This window comes from Sulfuritalea hydrogenivorans sk43H, assembly GCF_000828635.1.
GTDB classification, from domain to species: Bacteria; Pseudomonadota; Gammaproteobacteria; order Burkholderiales; family Rhodocyclaceae; genus Sulfuritalea; species Sulfuritalea hydrogenivorans.
The window spans coordinates 3,352,104-3,367,554 of the sequence record NZ_AP012547.1; the positions used below are offsets into that span (position 1 = coordinate 3,352,104).

Sequence of the window (15,451 nt, forward strand, 5' to 3'; positions counted from 1 at the left end):
CAAGCCGCGGATAATACCCTTACCCGCGCCAGGGAACAATCGGTTGTCCCGAGGGTGTGTCAGACCTTGAATACCGCGACCGCCTGCCGCAGTTCGTGCGACAGACCGTCGAGTTCGACCGCGGTCTTGCTGTTGGTGTGGGCGGCAGTGCTGTTGTCTTCGGTCATGCGCGCGATGGTTTCCAGGCTCTCGGCGATCTGGTGCATCGCGGCGTCCTGCGCGTTCAGCGCGCTGGAAATGCTCAGCACATTGCTCGCCACCTCGCGCGATCCCTCGCCGATGCGCAGCAATGCCGACTCGGTGCGGCCGACCAGTTCCAGGCTGGCGCCCGCCTGTTCGTTGGCCTGATGCATGCCGGTTACCGTCTCGGTAATGCCGGCCTGGATGCCGGTGATCAGCCCGGCGATTTCGTCGGTCGCCTTCGCCGTGCGCTCGGCGAGCTTCCTCACCTCGTCGGCCACCACCGCAAAGCCGCGCCCCTGCTCGCCGGCGCGCGCCGCCTCGATGGCGGCGTTCAAGGCCAGCAGGTTGGTCTGGTCGGCGATTTCCTTGATCACCTGCACGATGCCGCCGATCTTCTGCGAGCTTTCGTCGAGTTGCTCGACGCTGCTGCCCGATTCGCGGATCAGGCTGGCGATGGAGTTCATGTTGTTGACGGTCTCGCGCATCACGGCGAGAGCCCGTTCATTGTCTTCCCGTGCCCGATTGACGACTTCCGCCGCGGTACGCGCGCTGGCAGCCGTTTCGCTGACATTGGCCGAAGCCTGTTCCACCGCGGCGGCAACCGCGGACGCCGCATCCGACTGCACGGCCGAACTTGCCGTCACCTGCTCGCTGGAAGTCGCCAGTGCGTCGGCGGCCTGGGTGATCCGCTCGCTGGAATTCTTGGTATCGATGATGATGCCGCGGAACTTGTCCATCAGATGATTGAATGCCTGCCCGGTGCGCTTTACCTCGATGGTGCCGGCTTCCGGCATCTTGCTGGTGAAATCGTTTCCGGCAATCGATTTCTGGGCAAAGCTGACGACTCCATGCAAGGGCACGGCAATGCTTCTCGCCACCCACAGCGAGATGACAATGGTCAGCACAATGGCCAGACCGCCGAGCAGCAGATAGGAAAGAAACAGCGTGCGACTGGCATTCAGGAGGGTCGCCGCGCTCGCATTGATGTTGCGAGCCAGCAGGCTTTCGACCTCGCGCATGCCGTCGATCTTGTTGGTGATGGTCTTGAACCAGGCGGTCGGGTCGACCTCGAAGCCGCCTTCCACGGATTTCTCCGACATCACGCCGCGCAGGCGGACCACCTCCTTTGTCGCCGTCCCGGCCAGCACCGCATCCAGCGCGGCTTTCTCCGAGTCGTCGGCAATGCCGCGGAACGCAGTCTGGTAAGCCTCCTGGCGGCTGATCTTGTCGAGGATGTTGCGGTACTGCGCCGGCTCGACCTTGTTCGCCGCGAATGCGGCCGTGGTCAGGGCACGCTCCAGGCCGGCATTTTCCTTGGCATGGATCAAGTTGTGATAGGCAATGGTCCGCTGCGAGATTGCCGCTTCCTTGCTGAATTCGACGCTGGTGCCAACCGCGGCCATCAGCGCGCCGATGGTCGCGGTGTAGTAGCCGACGCCCTCGGGCACCGGCATGGTAAGGGCGCTGACGCGGCCGCGCGTGGCCGCAAGCTGGTCGAGCTGGGTCTGCGCCGCGGTCAGCGCCCGGCCCAGGCTGGCCATGTCGCCGACATTGAGCCCGCCAACCTGTGCCTTGTAGGCGGCCAGGCGCTCGTCGGTCTTGCCGCGAACGCCGGGAAGCACATCGGCAAACTTCTGTCCCCTGGACTGCAGGAAACCGGCCGTGGACCCCCGCTCGATCTGCAGCATGTGGATCAGGTCGCCGGCGCTGACCGCCGCCTCCATCAGGCGCTGGGTCCGCTGCGCGCCCCTGTAGTCGTCGAAGCTGTGCCACACCTGCATTGCCACCGCCACTACCAGGGCGATGAGCGGCACGGCGACCAGAATGGTCAGGTGCTTGCTGATGGATGCGTCTTTCATGATGGCCATGGCTGCGTTGCTCCTTGAATCAATCTTCGTGTCCGGATCCGGTGTACATGCTGCACGGTACCGCCTCGACCTGCCTGACGGAGGCGTTATTCCCGGTTGTGCCCAGCCTGCTGGAAGCTGTCGATCATACGGGCTTTGAGGGCGCCCAGATAGGGTGCCGCCCCAGGGGTGTTTTCAGCCGGCGCCCACGGTGCCTTTTCGTCGGCCGCAAACGGAACATAGGGCCCGGCCTTGGCTTCGAGAAACACCGTGTCGGGCTCCAGCGCCACGGCCGTATGCCACGCGCCGTGGGCGATATCGACCCCGATCGCCGTTGCCTGCCCGCGAAGCGGATTCCCAGGCACGCAGAGCGCAGCCGGGCCGACTTTCACCATCCGCAGCACCTCGCCCGCGTCGTCGAACATCGCCACGCCCAATGCGCCGCGCAGGACGACAAAGGTTTCGTCCTTGTTCGGATCGAGATGGCGATGCGGCGGGATGTAGGAATCCGGCTGCATGGCGTTGAGCAGGCGATGCGCCGGATGGCCGTCCGTCGCATGGAAGTTGCGGTTCTTGCGCCGCCGCGGACTGGCGGCCGCTTCGGCACAGAGTTCGGCGAGCAGCGCGTCGTCGATCAGGGTAATCACTGGTAGATCACTTTCACGTTCTCCGGCTTGAGCCAGTCGGCGAGCCCGGCCAGCAGGGCATCGTCGAGCCTGACGCGCCAGGTCTCCGGCAAGGGGAGTTCCGCCACGGCATCGCCATTGCGATAGGAGAGCCGCACCGGGCAGGGGCCGTTGCGAAACGGCGCCAGCAGCGCCTGCAGGCGTTTGGCGTCGGAACCGCCGTTCATGGTCAGGCGCAGGCCGCGCGCGTAGCGGCCGCGCGCCTCGGCCAGGGTGTAGAGCTTGTCGGCGGTGATGCGCAGGCCGCCGCTGTAGTCGTCCTTCTGCACCTTGCCTTCGACCAGCAGCAGTTCGTCTTCCTTGATCTTGGCGCGCTCGGCTTCCCACAGTTCGTTGAACACGGTTACTTCGAGCTGGGTGGTGCCGTCGTCGAGGGCCACCACGGCCATCTTGCCGCGACGGGTCATCTGGGTACGGGTGGACATCACGACGCCCGCCAGCAATACCGGCTCGCGCTGCGCTTCGAGCTGGCCGAGGCGGCGCTTGACGAAGGCGCCCAGCTCGGTGGCGTAGGCGTGATAGGGATGGCCGGAGAAGAAGAAGCCCAGCGCCGGCTTTTCGTTCATCAGCTGTTCGCGTTCGTTCCAGCGCGGCACATCGACATAGTGCGCGGTGTCGGCCTGCGCTCCCGTATCGAACAGTCCGCCCTGCATGGCATTGCGTTCGGCCTGTTCCGCCGCTTCGAGGGCGACGCCGGTCGAGGCCAGCAGCTTGGCGCGGTGGTCGTCGATCGCGTCGAAGGCGCCGGCGCGGATCAGCGCCTCGATCACGCGCCGGTTCACCACGCGCTTGTCGATGCGGCGGCAGAAATCGAAGAGGTCGGTGAACGCACCCCCGCTTTCGCGCGCCTTGAGGATCACCGACAACGCCGCCTCGCCGGTGCCCTTGATGGCGCCCAGGCCGTAGCGGATGGTCTTGCCATCCACCGGCCGGAAGCGGATGCTGCCGTGGTTGATGTCGGGCGGCAGGAAGACGAGGCCGTTGTCGATGGCGTCCTTGTAGAAGAACTGCAGCTTGTCTGTATTGCCCATTTCAGACGACAGCGTCGCCGAGACAAATGCCGCCGGATGATGGCGCTTGAGCCAGCCGGTGTGATAGGCCACCAGTGAATAAGCGGCGGCATGCGACTTGTTGAAGCCGTAGCCGGCGAACTTCTCCATGGTGTCGAAGATTTCGTTGGCCTTGATTTCATTGATCGCGTTCGCGGCCGCGCCCTTGACGAAAATCTCGCGCTGCTGGGCCATTTCCTCGGGCTTCTTCTTGCCCATCGCGCGGCGCAGCAGGTCGGCGCCGCCCAGGCTGTAGCCGGCCGCCACCTGTGCGGTCTGCATCACCTGCTCCTGGTACACCATGATGCCGTAGGTGTTGGCCAGCACCGGCTCCAGGCAGGGATGCGGATACTCGAAACGCGTGCCGTGCTTGCGATTGATGAAGTCGGGGATGAAATCCATCGGCCCCGGCCGGTACAGCGCATTCAGTGCGATCAGGTCTTCCAGGCAATCCGGTTTGGCCTTGATCAGGGTGTCCTTCATGCCGCCGGATTCGAACTGGAACACCGCCGTGGTGTTGGCGCTCTTGAACACCGCATCGTAGGTTTCGCGGTCGTCGAGCGACAGGGTCGCGAGGTCGATCTCAACACCCTCTACCTCCTTCGCCAGCCGCACCGCCTCGTCGAGGATGGTCAGCGTGCGCAGGCCGAGGAAGTCGAACTTGACCAGGCCGGCCTTCTCCACGTCGTCCTTGTCGAACTGCGAGACCACCGACTCGGCGCCGGCCGCCGCGTAGAGCGGACAGAAATCGGTGAGCTTGCCCGGCGCGATCAATACGCCGCCGGCATGCATGCCGACGTTGCGAGTGAGGCCTTCGAGCTTCAGCGCCAGCGCCCAGAGCTCGGCAACTTCCTCCTCGCTGTCGATGCGCGCGCGGATCGCCGGCTCCTTGTCGAGCGCATCCTTGAGCGTGATGCCGAGCTCATTGGGAATCAGCTTGGCGAACTGGTCGACGAAGTTGAAGCCGAGATCGAGCACCCGGCCGACGTCGCGGATCACCGCCTTGGCCGCCAGCGTGCCGAAGGTGACGATCTGCGACACGGCGTGCGCGCCGTATTTCTTCTTGACGTAATCGATGACGCGATCGCGGCCTTCCTGGCAGAAATCGATGTCGAAGTCGGGCATCGAGACGCGTTCCGGATTGAGGAAGCGCTCGAACAGCAGGTCGTAGCGCAGCGGATCGAGGTCGGTGATGTCGAGGCTGTAGGCCACCAGCGAGCCCGCCCCCGAGCCGCGCCCGGGGCCCACCGGCACGCCGTTGTTCTTCGCCCAGCGGATGAAGTCGGCAACGATCAGGAAGTAGCCGGGGAAGCCCATCTTGACGATGGTGGCGATCTCGAAATCGAGGCGCGCGACATAGGTCGGACGCTGCTTCTCGCGCTCGGCGGAATCGGGGTAGAGCAGTTGCAGGCGGCGTTCCAGGCCGGCATGCGACTCGCTGGCGAGGAAGGCTTCCAGCGGCTCGCCGGCGGGCGTCGGGAAATCCGGCAGGCGGCTCTTGCCCAGTTCCACCGTGAGGTTGCAGCGGCGGGCGATTTCCGCCGAGTTCTGCAAGGCCTCGGGCAGGTCGGCGAAGAGTTCGGCCATCTCGGCCTGGGTCTTGAAGTACTGCTCGGGACTGTACTTTTTCGGCCGCCGCGTGTCGCCCAGCACATAGCCGTCGGCGATGCAGACCCGCGCCTCGTGCGCCTTGAAGTCGTCGCGATCCAGGAACTGCACCGGGTGCGTCGCCACCAGCGGCAGGCCGAGGCGCGCCGCCAGATCGACGCTGGCCGCGACCAGCACTTCATTGGCCGCCGCGCCGTCGCGGCCACCGGGGCGCTGCACCTCGATGTAGTAGCTGCCGGGGAACAGCCGTGCCCAGGCCTGCGCGCGCACGTCGGCCTGATCCAGCTTGCCGGCCGCGAGCAGTTGTCCGATGTCGCCCAGCGGGCCGCCCGACAGCGCGATCAGGCCGCTGTTGTCGCCCTGCGCGAGTTGCGTGCGGGTGATTTCGGCGCGGCCGTGGCGGCGCGGCGCCAGATAGGCGGCGGAGAGCAGTTCGCACAGGCGCAAATAACCGCCGCGATTCTTCGCCAGCAGCAGCAGGCGCGCCGGGCCGTCGTTCTTTTCAGCCGCATCCTCGTCGCCGATCCAGACATCGCAGCCGATGATCGGCTTGATGCCCTTGCCGCGCGCCGCAGTGTAGAACTTGACCATGCCGAACAGGTTGGCCAGGTCGGTGATCGCCAGCGCCGGCTGGCCGTCGGCCGCCGCCCGGGCGATAACCTCATCGATGCGCGTCAGGCCATCGGTGATCGAGTATTCGCTGTGAAGCCGGAGATGGACGAAGCCGGGAAGAGGCGGGGCGGACATGGCGCAGCGATTTTACCCCCACGGACTCCGGCCGAGTCTGCGGATTTCTCCGGCGCGGACGCCGTGCCGCCAACGCCGACTTTCTTTCTTCGCTTCCACCACCGCGCCGGGTCTCGCCCCGGCATGCTGGTTAGGGGCACCGCCTCAAAAGTCGGCGCTGGCAACACGGCGACAGACAAACTCAAAGCGGCCGCTGCACCCATTCCAACAACGGCTGCCATTGCTCGATGTCCTTCTCGGCGCGGCTCGGCGGCAGTTCGAAAATGCTCATGCCGTGCGCCGCCGCCTGCACGTAGTTCTGCGTGTCGCGCAGATGGGCCACCACCGGCAGGCCGGTGCTTTCGAGGAAGCGCTCCAGTTCGCCCGCCGCGCGGGTGCGCGCATCGACGCGCATGGCGACGATGGCGACGAAGGCTTCGTGCTTGCGCACTTCCTTCTCCTCCAGCAGGTGATCGAGAAAATGCCGCGTGGCGAGAATGTCGAAAATCGAGGGCTGCAGGGGCACGATCACGCGCCGGACCATTTTCAGCACCTGGCCCAGCTTCTTGCCATGCAATCCGGCCGGTGTGTCCAGCACCACGTGGCTGGTGTCCTTCGGCGGCCGCGCCGGCTGGTCGGGCTCGATCTCCCAGCTTGCAATGTGCGGCAGCGCCGGCGAGCGCAGCTTGAGCCATTCGCGCGAGGACTGCTGGCGGTCGATGTCGCCGAGCATGACGCGCCGGCCCTGCAGGGCGAAGAAGCCGGCCAGATTGGTCGCCAGCGTGGTCTTGCCGACGCCGCCCTTGGGATTGGCAATCAGGAAGGATTCCATGGTGTCGGCCTTTACCATTTTAAAAGTAGGGTCAATTTCTGATATGGATCAATTACAGATCGGGTGGTCCCGCCTAGCCTGCACGGCAACATGACATAAATATAAAGGGAAAAGCAATGTTCTTCTTCGATCTGTTGTTCGGCAACAAGAAAAATACTTCGCCGCCGGCCCGGGAAACGGCCATCGTCAATGCTCCCGCAGCGGTTTCGGAAGACAGGCTTGCCAGCGCACCGGGAACGAGCATTCACCACGATGCGGAGCTGATCGTCACGCTCAAGGAAGATCACGGCCGCCTGCTCAGGGTGTTTCACGAGATTGCCGCCGCCAGCCAGGCGCAGGACCTGATGAAAGTGCAATCCTGGCTCAAGCATTTCCGCACCCTTATCCAGGATCACCTGCTCAAGGAAAACGTGCGCCTTTATGTCTATCTCGAACACCTGCTGGAGAACGATGCCACCAGCCATGCGCTGATGCACGGCTTCCGTCACGAAATGGACGACATCGGCCGCGCGGTGGTGGGCTTCCTCGAAAAGTACAAGGAAATCGGCCAGCACCCGGAACTGGCCCGTCCGTTCTCGACCGATCTCGCGGCGATCGGCGAAGCGCTGGTGGCGCGCATCAAGCGCGAGGAGGAAATCCTCTACCCGATGTACTCGGCGCCTTCCTGACCTCGACCAGGTCTAAGGCAGCAGCACCGTCGAGCCGGTGGTCTTGCGCGCCACCAGGTCGATCTGCGCCTGCGCGGCATCCTTCAGCGCGTAGGTCTGGTTGACTTCGATCTTCACCTTGCCCGAGGTCACCACATCGAACAGGTCGCCCGAGATCGCCAGCAGGTCGCTGCGCGCAGCGGTGTAGGTGAACAGCGTCGGCCGGGTGATGAACAGCGAGCCCATCTTGGCCAGCAGGCCGAGGTCGAAGGGCGCCACGGGGCCGGAGGCGGCGCCGAACAGCACCATCATGCCCAGCGGCTGCAGGCATTCGAGCGAGCCCATGAAGGTGTCCTTGCCGATCGAGTCGTACACCACGCGCACGCCCTTGCCCCCGGTGATCTGCTTGACCCGCTCGACGAAGTTCTCGCGCGTGTAGATGATGGTGTGGTCGCAGCCGTGGGCGCGGGCCAAGTCGGCCTTCTCGTCGGAACTGACGGTGCCGATCACCGTGACGCCCAAGGCGCGGGCCCACTGGCAGACGATGAGGCCGACACCGCCGGCGGCGGCATGGATCAGGATCGTGTCGCCGGCCTCGACCTTGCAGGTGCGGCGCAGCAGGTATTGCGCGGTCATGCCCTGCAGCATCATCGCGGCGCCGGTCTTGAAATCGATGGCGTCCGGCAGCTTGACCAGGCGGTCGGCGGGAATGTTGCGCAGCTCGGAATAAGCGCCGACCGGGCCGCCGGCATAGGCGACGCGGTCGCCTACCTTGAGGTCGGTCACCGCGCTGCCCACCGACTCGACCACGCCCGCCGCTTCGAGGCCTATCCCTGATGGCATGGGGAGCGGATAGGCGCCGGTGCGGTGGTAGATGTCGATGAAGTTGAGGCCGACGGCATGATGGCGCACACGCGCCTCGTTGGGCGCCGTGTCGCCAACGCCGACTTCTTCCCAGCGCAGCACTTCGGGACCGCCGGGGGTGTGGAAACGGATCGCATGGGTCATGGTTCAGCCTTTCAATTCGCTCAAGTGGTTGGCGTCGACTACCGCGAGGGCGGTCATGTTGACCAAGCGGCGTACTGTAGCAGTAGCCGTCAGGATATGCACCGGCTGTGCCGCGCCGAGCAGCACCGGGCCGACCGTGATGCCGTCGCCCGAGGTGGCCTTGATCAGGTTGAAGGAGATGTTGGCGGCATCGACGTTGGGCATGATCAGCAGGTTGGCCTCGCCCTTGAGGCGGCAGCCGGGATACAGCTTTTCGCGGATTTCCTGCGATAGCGCCGCGTCGCCGTGCATTTCGCCGTCGACTTCCAGCCCCGGCGCGCGCGCCTCGATCAGGGCCCGCGCCGCGGCCATTTTCAGCGCCGAAGCGGAGCGCAGGCTGCCGAAGTTGGAATGCGACAGCAGCGCCACCTTGGGTTCGAGGCCGAAGCGGCGCACTTCCTTGGCGGCCATCAGCGCGATGTCGGCGATCTGTTCGGCGGAGGGGTCGTCGTTGACGTAGGTGTCGCACATGAACAGCGTGTGCCGCGCCAGCAGCAGCATGTTCATCGCCGCAAAGCAATGCGCATCCGGCTCGAGGCCGATCACGTCGCTGACATGCTTGAGGTGCTGCGCGTGGCGCCCGACCACGCCGCAGAGCATGGCGTCGACATAGCCGCGCTTGAGCAGCATGGTGCCGATCAGCGTGGTGTCCGAACGCAGCGCCTGCTTGGCCGAACCGGGCGTGACGCCCTGCCGCCCCATGATGCCGTGATAGCTCTGCCACAGTTCCTTGTAGCGCGGATCGGAATGCGGATTCACCACCTCGAAATCGCGCCCGGCCACCAGGCGCAGGCCGGCCTTTTCGATGCGCATGCCGATCACCTCGGGGCGGCCGATCACCACCGGCTGCGCCAGGCCTTCGTCGAGCACCGCCTGCACCGCGCGCAGCACCCGCTCGTCCTCGCCTTCGCAGTAGATGACGCGACGCGGCGCCTTTTTCGCGGCGGCGAACACCGGCTTCATGACGAAGCCCGAGTGGTAAACAAAGCTGTTGAGCTTGTCGCGATAGGCGTCGAAATCGGCGATCGGCCGCGTCGCGACGCCGGACTCCTGTGCGGCTTGCGCCACGGCGGGCGCGATCTTGACGATCAGGCGCGGATCGAAGGGCCGCGGGATCAGGTACTCGCGACCGAAAGCCAGGCTCTCGCCGCCGTAGGCCATCGCCACCACGTCGGAGGCCTCGGCCTGCGCCAGCTCGGCGATGGCGCGCACGGCGGCCAGCTTCATCTGCTCGGTGATGGTGGTCGCCCCCGCATCCAGCGCGCCGCGGAAAATGAAGGGGAAGCACAGCACGTTGTTGACCTGGTTCGGATAGTCCGAACGGCCGGTGGCGATGATCGCGTCGTCGCGCACCGACTTCACTTCCTCGGGCGTGATTTCCGGCGTCGGATTGGCCAGCGCCAGGATCAGCGGGTTCGCTGCCATCTTCGCCACCATCGCCGGCTTGACCACGCCGCCGGCCGAGAGGCCGAGGAACACGTCGGCGCCCTCGATGATGTCGGCAAGCGTACGTGCCGTGGTCTTTTTCGCGTAGCGGTCCTTGATCGGGTCCATCAGTTTGGCGCGGCCTTCGTAGACCACGCCTTCGATGTCGGTGACCCAGATGTTCTCGACCTTGACGCCGAGGTTCACCAGCAGGTCGAGGCAGGCCAGCGCCGCCGCGCCCGCGCCCGAGGTAACCAGCTTGATCTCCTCCACCTTCTTGCCGACCAGGTGCAGGCCGTTCAATATCGCCGCGCCGACAACGATGGCTGTGCCGTGCTGGTCGTCATGGAACACCGGAATCTTCATGCGCTCGCGCAACTTGGCCTCGATGTAGAAACACTCGGGCGCCTTGATGTCTTCGAGGTTGATGCCGCCGAAAGTCGGCTCCATCGCGGCGATCATGTCGATCAGTTTGTCGGCGTCGGGCTCCTGCAGTTCGATGTCGAACACGTCGATGCCGGCGAACTTCTTGAACAGCACGCCCTTGCCTTCCATCACCGGCTTGGCCGCCAGCGGCCCGATGTTGCCGAGACCCAGCACCGCGGTGCCGTTGGTCACCACGCCCACCAGGTTGGCGCGCGAGGTGAGGCGACTGGCCATCGCCGGATCATCGACGATGGCGTTGCAGGCGGCGGCCACGCCCGGCGAGTAGGCCAGCGCCAGGTCGCGCTGGTTGGTGAGGCCCTTGGTCGGCACCACCGCGATTTTTCCGGGAGTGGGCCACTCGTGATATTCGAGCGCGGCAGCGGAGAGGTTTTCCTGTTCGTTGGACATGGGCTTGCCCGATGGAGGAAGAAGCCGGGAATGATAGTCCCCTTATCCTGACAGGACCATTACGGAAATCCACCGGTCCGCGATCGCGGCCGCCCTGCCCTCAGCCGGCCTGCACGGGACCGGCGGCGGAACGCTGGGCCAGCCAGTCCGGCACCCGCGCGGCGGGCATCGGCTTGCCCAACAGGTAGCCCTGATAGCTGTCGCAGCCCAGCCGCGCCAGAACCCGTTCCTGCTCGGGAAGCTCGACACCTTCCGCGACGGTGCGCATGCCCAGCGCACGCGCCATGTCGATGACGGCACCCACCAGCGCGGTGTCGATTTTGCTGTGGTGCACGTCGTCGATCAGGCTCTTGTCGATCTTCAGCGTCTCCAGCGGCAGATGGCGCAACTGCCCGAGCGAGGAATAGCCCGCGCCGAAGTCGTCCACTTCGATGCTATAGCCCTTCTGGCTCAGCCGCGTCAGTGCATAGGCCACTTCGGCGCCGTCGCCGACGATCGCCGTTTCGGTGATCTCGAGCGCCAACCGGTCCGGCGTCAGGCCATGGCTGTAGACCAGCGCGTCGATCTCGTCGGCGAGCCCGGCGCGCAGTTCGCTGGGGGAAAGATTGACGGCGATGCGCGGTATGCGCGTTCCCGCGCGATCCCAGGTCGCGATCTGGGCCAGGGTGCTGTCGATGACGTGGCGGCCGATGCGATGGATCCAGCCGCGCTCCTCGGCCAGCGGGATGAAGCGATCCGGCATCAGCCGGCCCAGTTTGGGATGGTTCCAGCGCACCAGCGCCTCCCAGCCGGCGACTTCCCGACCGCCGGGGACGCCCTGCGGCTGGAATTCGAGCACCAGTTCCCTGCGTTCGATCGCCTGGTCCAGATCACGGTCCAGCGCCAGCGCCGCGACCGCGAGCGTTTCCATTTGCGCGGTGAAATGCGTGGCGCGGTTTCCGCCGCCCTGTTTGGATTGGTACATCGCCAGGTCGGCGTGGCGCAGCAACACTTCGGCGCTGTCGCCTTCGTGCGGATAGCAGGCAATGCCGATACTGGCGTCGATGCGCAGGCGGTGCTTGCCGATGGTGAAGGGCTCGGCCAGCGCGCGCAGCAGTTTGTGCGCCACCAGCAAGGCTTCCGCGTCGCTGTGCATGTCGGGAAGAATCGCCGCGAACTCGTCGCCGCCCAGGCGTGCCACGGTATCCGCCTCGCGCAGCGTGCTTGACAGGCGGTGCGCGACGACCATCAGGAATTCGTCGCCGACGTCGTGGCCGAGGGTGTCGTTGACCAGCTTGAAGCGATCGAGGTCGATGAACATCGCCGCCACGGTTCCGCCGCGCCGCGCCGCCTGATGCACTTCGTGCTCCAGCCGGTCGCGCAACACCGTCCGGTTCGGCAGCCCGGTCAGCGGGTCGCGGGTCGCGAGGTGCATGATGCGCGCCTCGGCGGCGTGGCGACGTTCGATCTCCTGCTCCAGGGTCAGCACGCGACGGCGCAGTTCGATCTCGCCGACCACGCTGCGCGCCAGGGTCTTGATCGCATCGCGCTGCGCTTCGTCGAGCCTGCGCGGCACGGTGTCCAGCACGCACAGCGTGCCCAGCGCCTCGCCCGAATCCAGCACCAGCGGGACGCCGGCGTAGTAGCGCAGACGGGGATTGCCTTGCACCAGCGGGTTGTCGCGAAAGCGCTCGTCTTCCAGCGCGTCGGGGACTTCCATCAGGCCGGTTTGCAGAATCGCATGGGCGCAGAATGCCATCGAGCGCGAAGTCTCCCGTTCCGGCAAGCCGAGGTGCGACAGAAACCACTGCCGCGAATGGTCGATCAGGCTGATCAGGGCGATGGGCGCCCCGGTGAGATTGCGGGCCACGCGCGCCAGGCTGTCGAAGGCCTCGTCCTCGGGCGTGTCCAGCAAACCGGTGGACTCCAGGGCGGCCAGGCGCTGCGCTTCGTTCTCCGGCACGGGCGGCAGCCACGCCTCCATTTGCTCAAAGCAGGCGTGCAGGTCGCCGCCCTTGTCGCAATGGCCGGAAATGCCGATGGCCTCGCAGGCGTCGCGCAGCGCCTGATCGGCGCTGTGGGTCATCACCAGGACCCGCGCCCCGCTGCCCGCGGCGCGGATGCGGCGCAACACATTGACGCCGCTGCCCGGGGACAGGGCGATGTCGAGCAGGACCACGTCGGGCCGCTGCGCGAGGATGGCGCTGACCGCGCGTTCTTCCTCGCCGGCCCAGCCGACCACCCGGAACCGCTCCTTCGCTTCCACCAGGCGCGTGAGCTGCTCGCGAACCAGCGCCGAATCTTCCACGATGAACACGTTCATGCTGCCCTCCATATCGAAAAATGCGATGGGGACAGTGTCGCGAAAGGGCGGGTGCGGCGTAAGCGGCGACGCCCGATGTCGGCGTAGGTCGGGTCGGAAAGCATCGTAGGACCCGTCCTACGATGCCGCCGGAACCGGCTGTGGCGCCTCAGGAACGTCCGTCGATGAGTCCGTGGTCGAGGCAGTAGCGCGCCAGTTCGACGTTGCCCTCGACCCCGAGCTTTTCCAGGATGCGGGTGCGGTAGGTACTGACGGTTTTCGGCGACAGGTGCATGGCCTCGGCGATCACGCCGACCCGCTGCCCGGCCGCCAGCAGCAGCATGACGCGGTATTCCTGGTCGGAGAGCGCTTCGTGCGGATTGGCGGCGCCTCCGGCAACCCGGTCCGCCAGCAACTCGGCCAGCGTCGCACTGATGTAGCGCTTGCCAGAGAGGATGCGTTCGACGGCGGCAACCAGTTCGTCCCCGGCGCGATCCTTGGCCAGATAACCGGCCGCGCCGAGATGCATGACGCGCTGCGCGTAGGCGGCCTCGGCATTCAGGCTCAGCACCAGCAGCCGCAGTCCCGGTTGCGCGCGCAGCAGTTGCGATACCACCTCGATGCCCTCGGCGTCGGGCAGGTTGAGGTCGACCACCGCGGCCTGCCAGGCGCCGCTCCTCGCCAGGGTTAGCCCCTCGGCCAGGCTGGCGGCCTCGCCGATCGTGGCATCCGGCCAGCGCTGCGCCAGCAACTGGCGGACGCCGAAGCGGAATATCGGATGATCTTCAACCAGCAGTATTTTCATTTCGGCCTTGGTCGGCGGGCGCGCCAGCGGCATTCTGCCTCAAGGGCACGCGCAGGGTAATCGCAACCCCGGCGCCCGGCGTGGCGGCGATTTCGCACGCGGCGCCGAGCAGGGCGGCGCGTTCGCGCATGCCCGCAACGCCGATGGCGCCGGGACGCATCGTCGCCGGATCGAAGCCGCGGCCGTCGTCGGCGATGCAAAACAGGTAGGCCGCGCCGTCGCGGCGACCGGAAATCTCCAGTTTGGCCGCAGCGGCGTGGCGCAGCACGTTGGTCACCGCTTCCTGGGCGATGCGGAACAGGCCCAGCCGCGTGGCCTCCTCCAGGTGCTCGTCGTCCGCGACCTCGACCGTCACCGCCAGACCGGCGGCACGTCCGAGCTCTTCGGTGAAATGGCGCAGCGCGGCGGCGAGGCCCAGGTCGTCGAGCAGCGGTGGCCGCAGCGCGGCGGTAACCCGCCGGGTGCTGGCGATGCCCATTTCCAGCGCCCGATCCAGCGCCTCGGCCTGGCCGGGCGGAAAATGCGCGCGCGGCAAGGAGGCCAGGATCAGCTTGAGCGCGGTGAACACCTGGCCGATCTGGTCATGCACTTCCCGCGACAAGCGCCGGCGCTCGGCCTCGATGGCGCGCTCCTGCTCCGCGGCGAATCTGCTCAATTGCGCGCGCGCGGATTCCAGCGCCGCCGTGCGCTCGGCGACGCGAACCTCCAGGGTTCGGTTCGCCTCGCGCAAGGCCAGCTCCAGCGCAATGCGCTGGCGCCGTTCGCGCAACACCAGCCAGGCGGCGGCCAGCGTCAGGGCGAAGGCAACGAAGGAGCCGACCGTGGATATGCTGCTCGCGCGTTGCCGGGTGGCTTCGACTTGTTCGCTCATGGCGACGATGCGCTGGCCCTGCGCCGCTTCCATGCGTTTGAAAACTTCACGGATCCGGTCCATGACCCGCTTGCCCTCATCGAGCAGATGCTCGACGTCGAGTGCCTGGTCTCCCAGACGCCTGCGCTCGGCAACCACGCGCGCCGCCAGGGCCAGGCGCTGGCCGATCAGTTCGTCCAGTTCGGGCCAGGTCATTCCCGTCGGCATCGCCGGATTGCGACCCTTAGTCGTCTGCAGCAGTTCGGGGATTTCGCCGCGGGCGGCCTCGTAGGGTTGGAGATAGGCCGCATCGCCGGTCACCAGGAAGCCGCGGCTTCCGGCCTCGATGTCCTTGAACCGGGAAAGCAGTCGTTCGAGATGCAGCAGCGTGCTCCGCTCGTAGGCACGCTCATTCGTGACCGCAACGATCGAATCCCGACTGGTCCGTCCCTGCCAGGCGACAAACTGCGCGATCGCAAGCGCACAAAGGACGGCCAGCGCGGCCGGCCAGATGCGCAGGCGTGGCCTTGCGGGCGGAAGGTCAGCGAGTTCCTGGCTCATGCGTGCATGGTAGCGCGTATCTCGAATCGTCCCCAGCCGCCGATATTGCCGCATCGCAGCATTCGCTGTG

Annotated in this window: 10 protein-coding genes; 1 reads left to right on the forward strand and 9 read right to left on the reverse strand. The window is 66.2% G+C overall.

Annotation, left to right across the window (positions count from 1 at the left end; genetic code table 11):
• Positions 1-59: 59 nt before the first annotated feature.
• From SUTH_RS15955 to SUTH_RS15970, 4 genes are all read right to left on the reverse strand, one after another.
• The gene (locus tag SUTH_RS15955) at positions 60-2,051 is read right to left on the reverse strand and encodes a methyl-accepting chemotaxis protein (protein ID WP_041100644.1); all 1,992 of its coding nucleotides are present in this window, start codon (positions 2,049-2,051) and stop codon (positions 60-62) included.
• 86 nt (positions 2,052-2,137) lie between these two features.
• Entirely contained in the window at positions 2,138-2,677 is a 540-nt protein-coding gene (locus SUTH_RS15960; protein WP_197539606.1) for a WbuC family cupin fold metalloprotein, read from the reverse strand.
• Positions 2,674-6,120 (reverse strand): DNA polymerase III subunit alpha, encoded by a 3,447-nt coding sequence (dnaE, locus tag SUTH_RS15965; RefSeq protein WP_041100646.1) that lies wholly within the window; start codon positions 6,118-6,120, stop codon positions 2,674-2,676. Before dnaE ends, SUTH_RS15960 begins: the two co-directional genes overlap by 4 nt.
• 181 nt (positions 6,121-6,301) lie before the next feature.
• On the reverse strand, positions 6,302-6,931 hold the full coding sequence (locus SUTH_RS15970; protein ID WP_041102459.1) for a ParA family protein: 630 nt from the start codon (positions 6,929-6,931) through the stop codon (positions 6,302-6,304).
• 116 nt (positions 6,932-7,047) lie between these two features.
• Here SUTH_RS15970 and SUTH_RS15975 point away from each other — a divergent pair, with 116 nt between their 5' ends.
• Positions 7,048-7,599, forward strand: coding sequence for a hemerythrin domain-containing protein (locus SUTH_RS15975; RefSeq protein WP_041100648.1), 552 nt, complete (start codon positions 7,048-7,050; stop codon positions 7,597-7,599).
• A gap of 12 nt (positions 7,600-7,611) precedes the next feature.
• Here the strand turns inward: SUTH_RS15975 and SUTH_RS15980 are convergent, their stop codons facing one another.
• The 5 genes from SUTH_RS15980 to SUTH_RS16000 form a co-directional block, all read right to left on the reverse strand.
• On the reverse strand, positions 7,612-8,586 hold the full coding sequence (locus SUTH_RS15980) for a quinone oxidoreductase family protein (protein WP_041100650.1): 975 nt from the start codon (positions 8,584-8,586) through the stop codon (positions 7,612-7,614).
• 3 nt (positions 8,587-8,589) lie between these two features.
• Positions 8,590-10,884, reverse strand: a complete 2,295-nt coding sequence (locus tag SUTH_RS15985; protein WP_041100652.1) for an NADP-dependent malic enzyme — start codon at positions 10,882-10,884, stop codon at positions 8,590-8,592.
• A gap of 100 nt (positions 10,885-10,984) precedes the next feature.
• On the reverse strand, positions 10,985-13,186 hold the full coding sequence (locus tag SUTH_RS15990) for an EAL domain-containing protein (protein ID WP_041102461.1): 2,202 nt from the start codon (positions 13,184-13,186) through the stop codon (positions 10,985-10,987).
• Between the two features lie 148 nt (positions 13,187-13,334).
• Entirely contained in the window at positions 13,335-14,003 is a 669-nt protein-coding gene (locus SUTH_RS15995) for a response regulator (protein ID WP_197539607.1), read from the reverse strand.
• Entirely contained in the window at positions 13,951-15,381 is a 1,431-nt protein-coding gene (locus SUTH_RS16000; protein WP_041100654.1) for a CHASE3 domain-containing protein, read from the reverse strand. The genes SUTH_RS15995 and SUTH_RS16000 overlap by 53 nt, the downstream gene beginning before the upstream one ends.
• Positions 15,382-15,451: the final 70 nt, after the last annotated feature.

What these genes read in the sequence shown, in the direction of transcription:
- dnaE (WP_041100646.1), bottom strand. Translation starts at nt 6,120, where the DNA reads ATGTCCGCCCCGCCTCTTCCCGGCTTCGTCCATCTCCGGCTTCACAGC.
- SUTH_RS15985 (WP_041100652.1), bottom strand. Translation starts at nt 10,884, where the DNA reads ATGTCCAACGAACAGGAAAACCTCTCCGCTGCCGCGCTCGAATATCAC.
- SUTH_RS15970 (WP_041102459.1), bottom strand. Translation starts at nt 6,931, where the DNA reads ATGGAATCCTTCCTGATTGCCAATCCCAAGGGCGGCGTCGGCAAGACC.
- SUTH_RS15990 (WP_041102461.1), bottom strand. Translation starts at nt 13,186, where the DNA reads ATGAACGTGTTCATCGTGGAAGATTCGGCGCTGGTTCGCGAGCAGCTC.
- SUTH_RS16000 (WP_041100654.1), bottom strand. Translation starts at nt 15,381, where the DNA reads ATGAGCCAGGAACTCGCTGACCTTCCGCCCGCAAGGCCACGCCTGCGC.
- SUTH_RS15955 (WP_041100644.1), bottom strand. Translation starts at nt 2,051, where the DNA reads ATGGCCATCATGAAAGACGCATCCATCAGCAAGCACCTGACCATTCTG.
- SUTH_RS15995 (WP_197539607.1), bottom strand. Translation starts at nt 14,003, where the DNA reads ATGCCGCTGGCGCGCCCGCCGACCAAGGCCGAAATGAAAATACTGCTG.
- SUTH_RS15980 (WP_041100650.1), bottom strand. Translation starts at nt 8,586, where the DNA reads ATGACCCATGCGATCCGTTTCCACACCCCCGGCGGTCCCGAAGTGCTG.
- SUTH_RS15975 (WP_041100648.1), top strand. Translation starts at nt 7,048, where the DNA reads ATGTTCTTCTTCGATCTGTTGTTCGGCAACAAGAAAAATACTTCGCCG.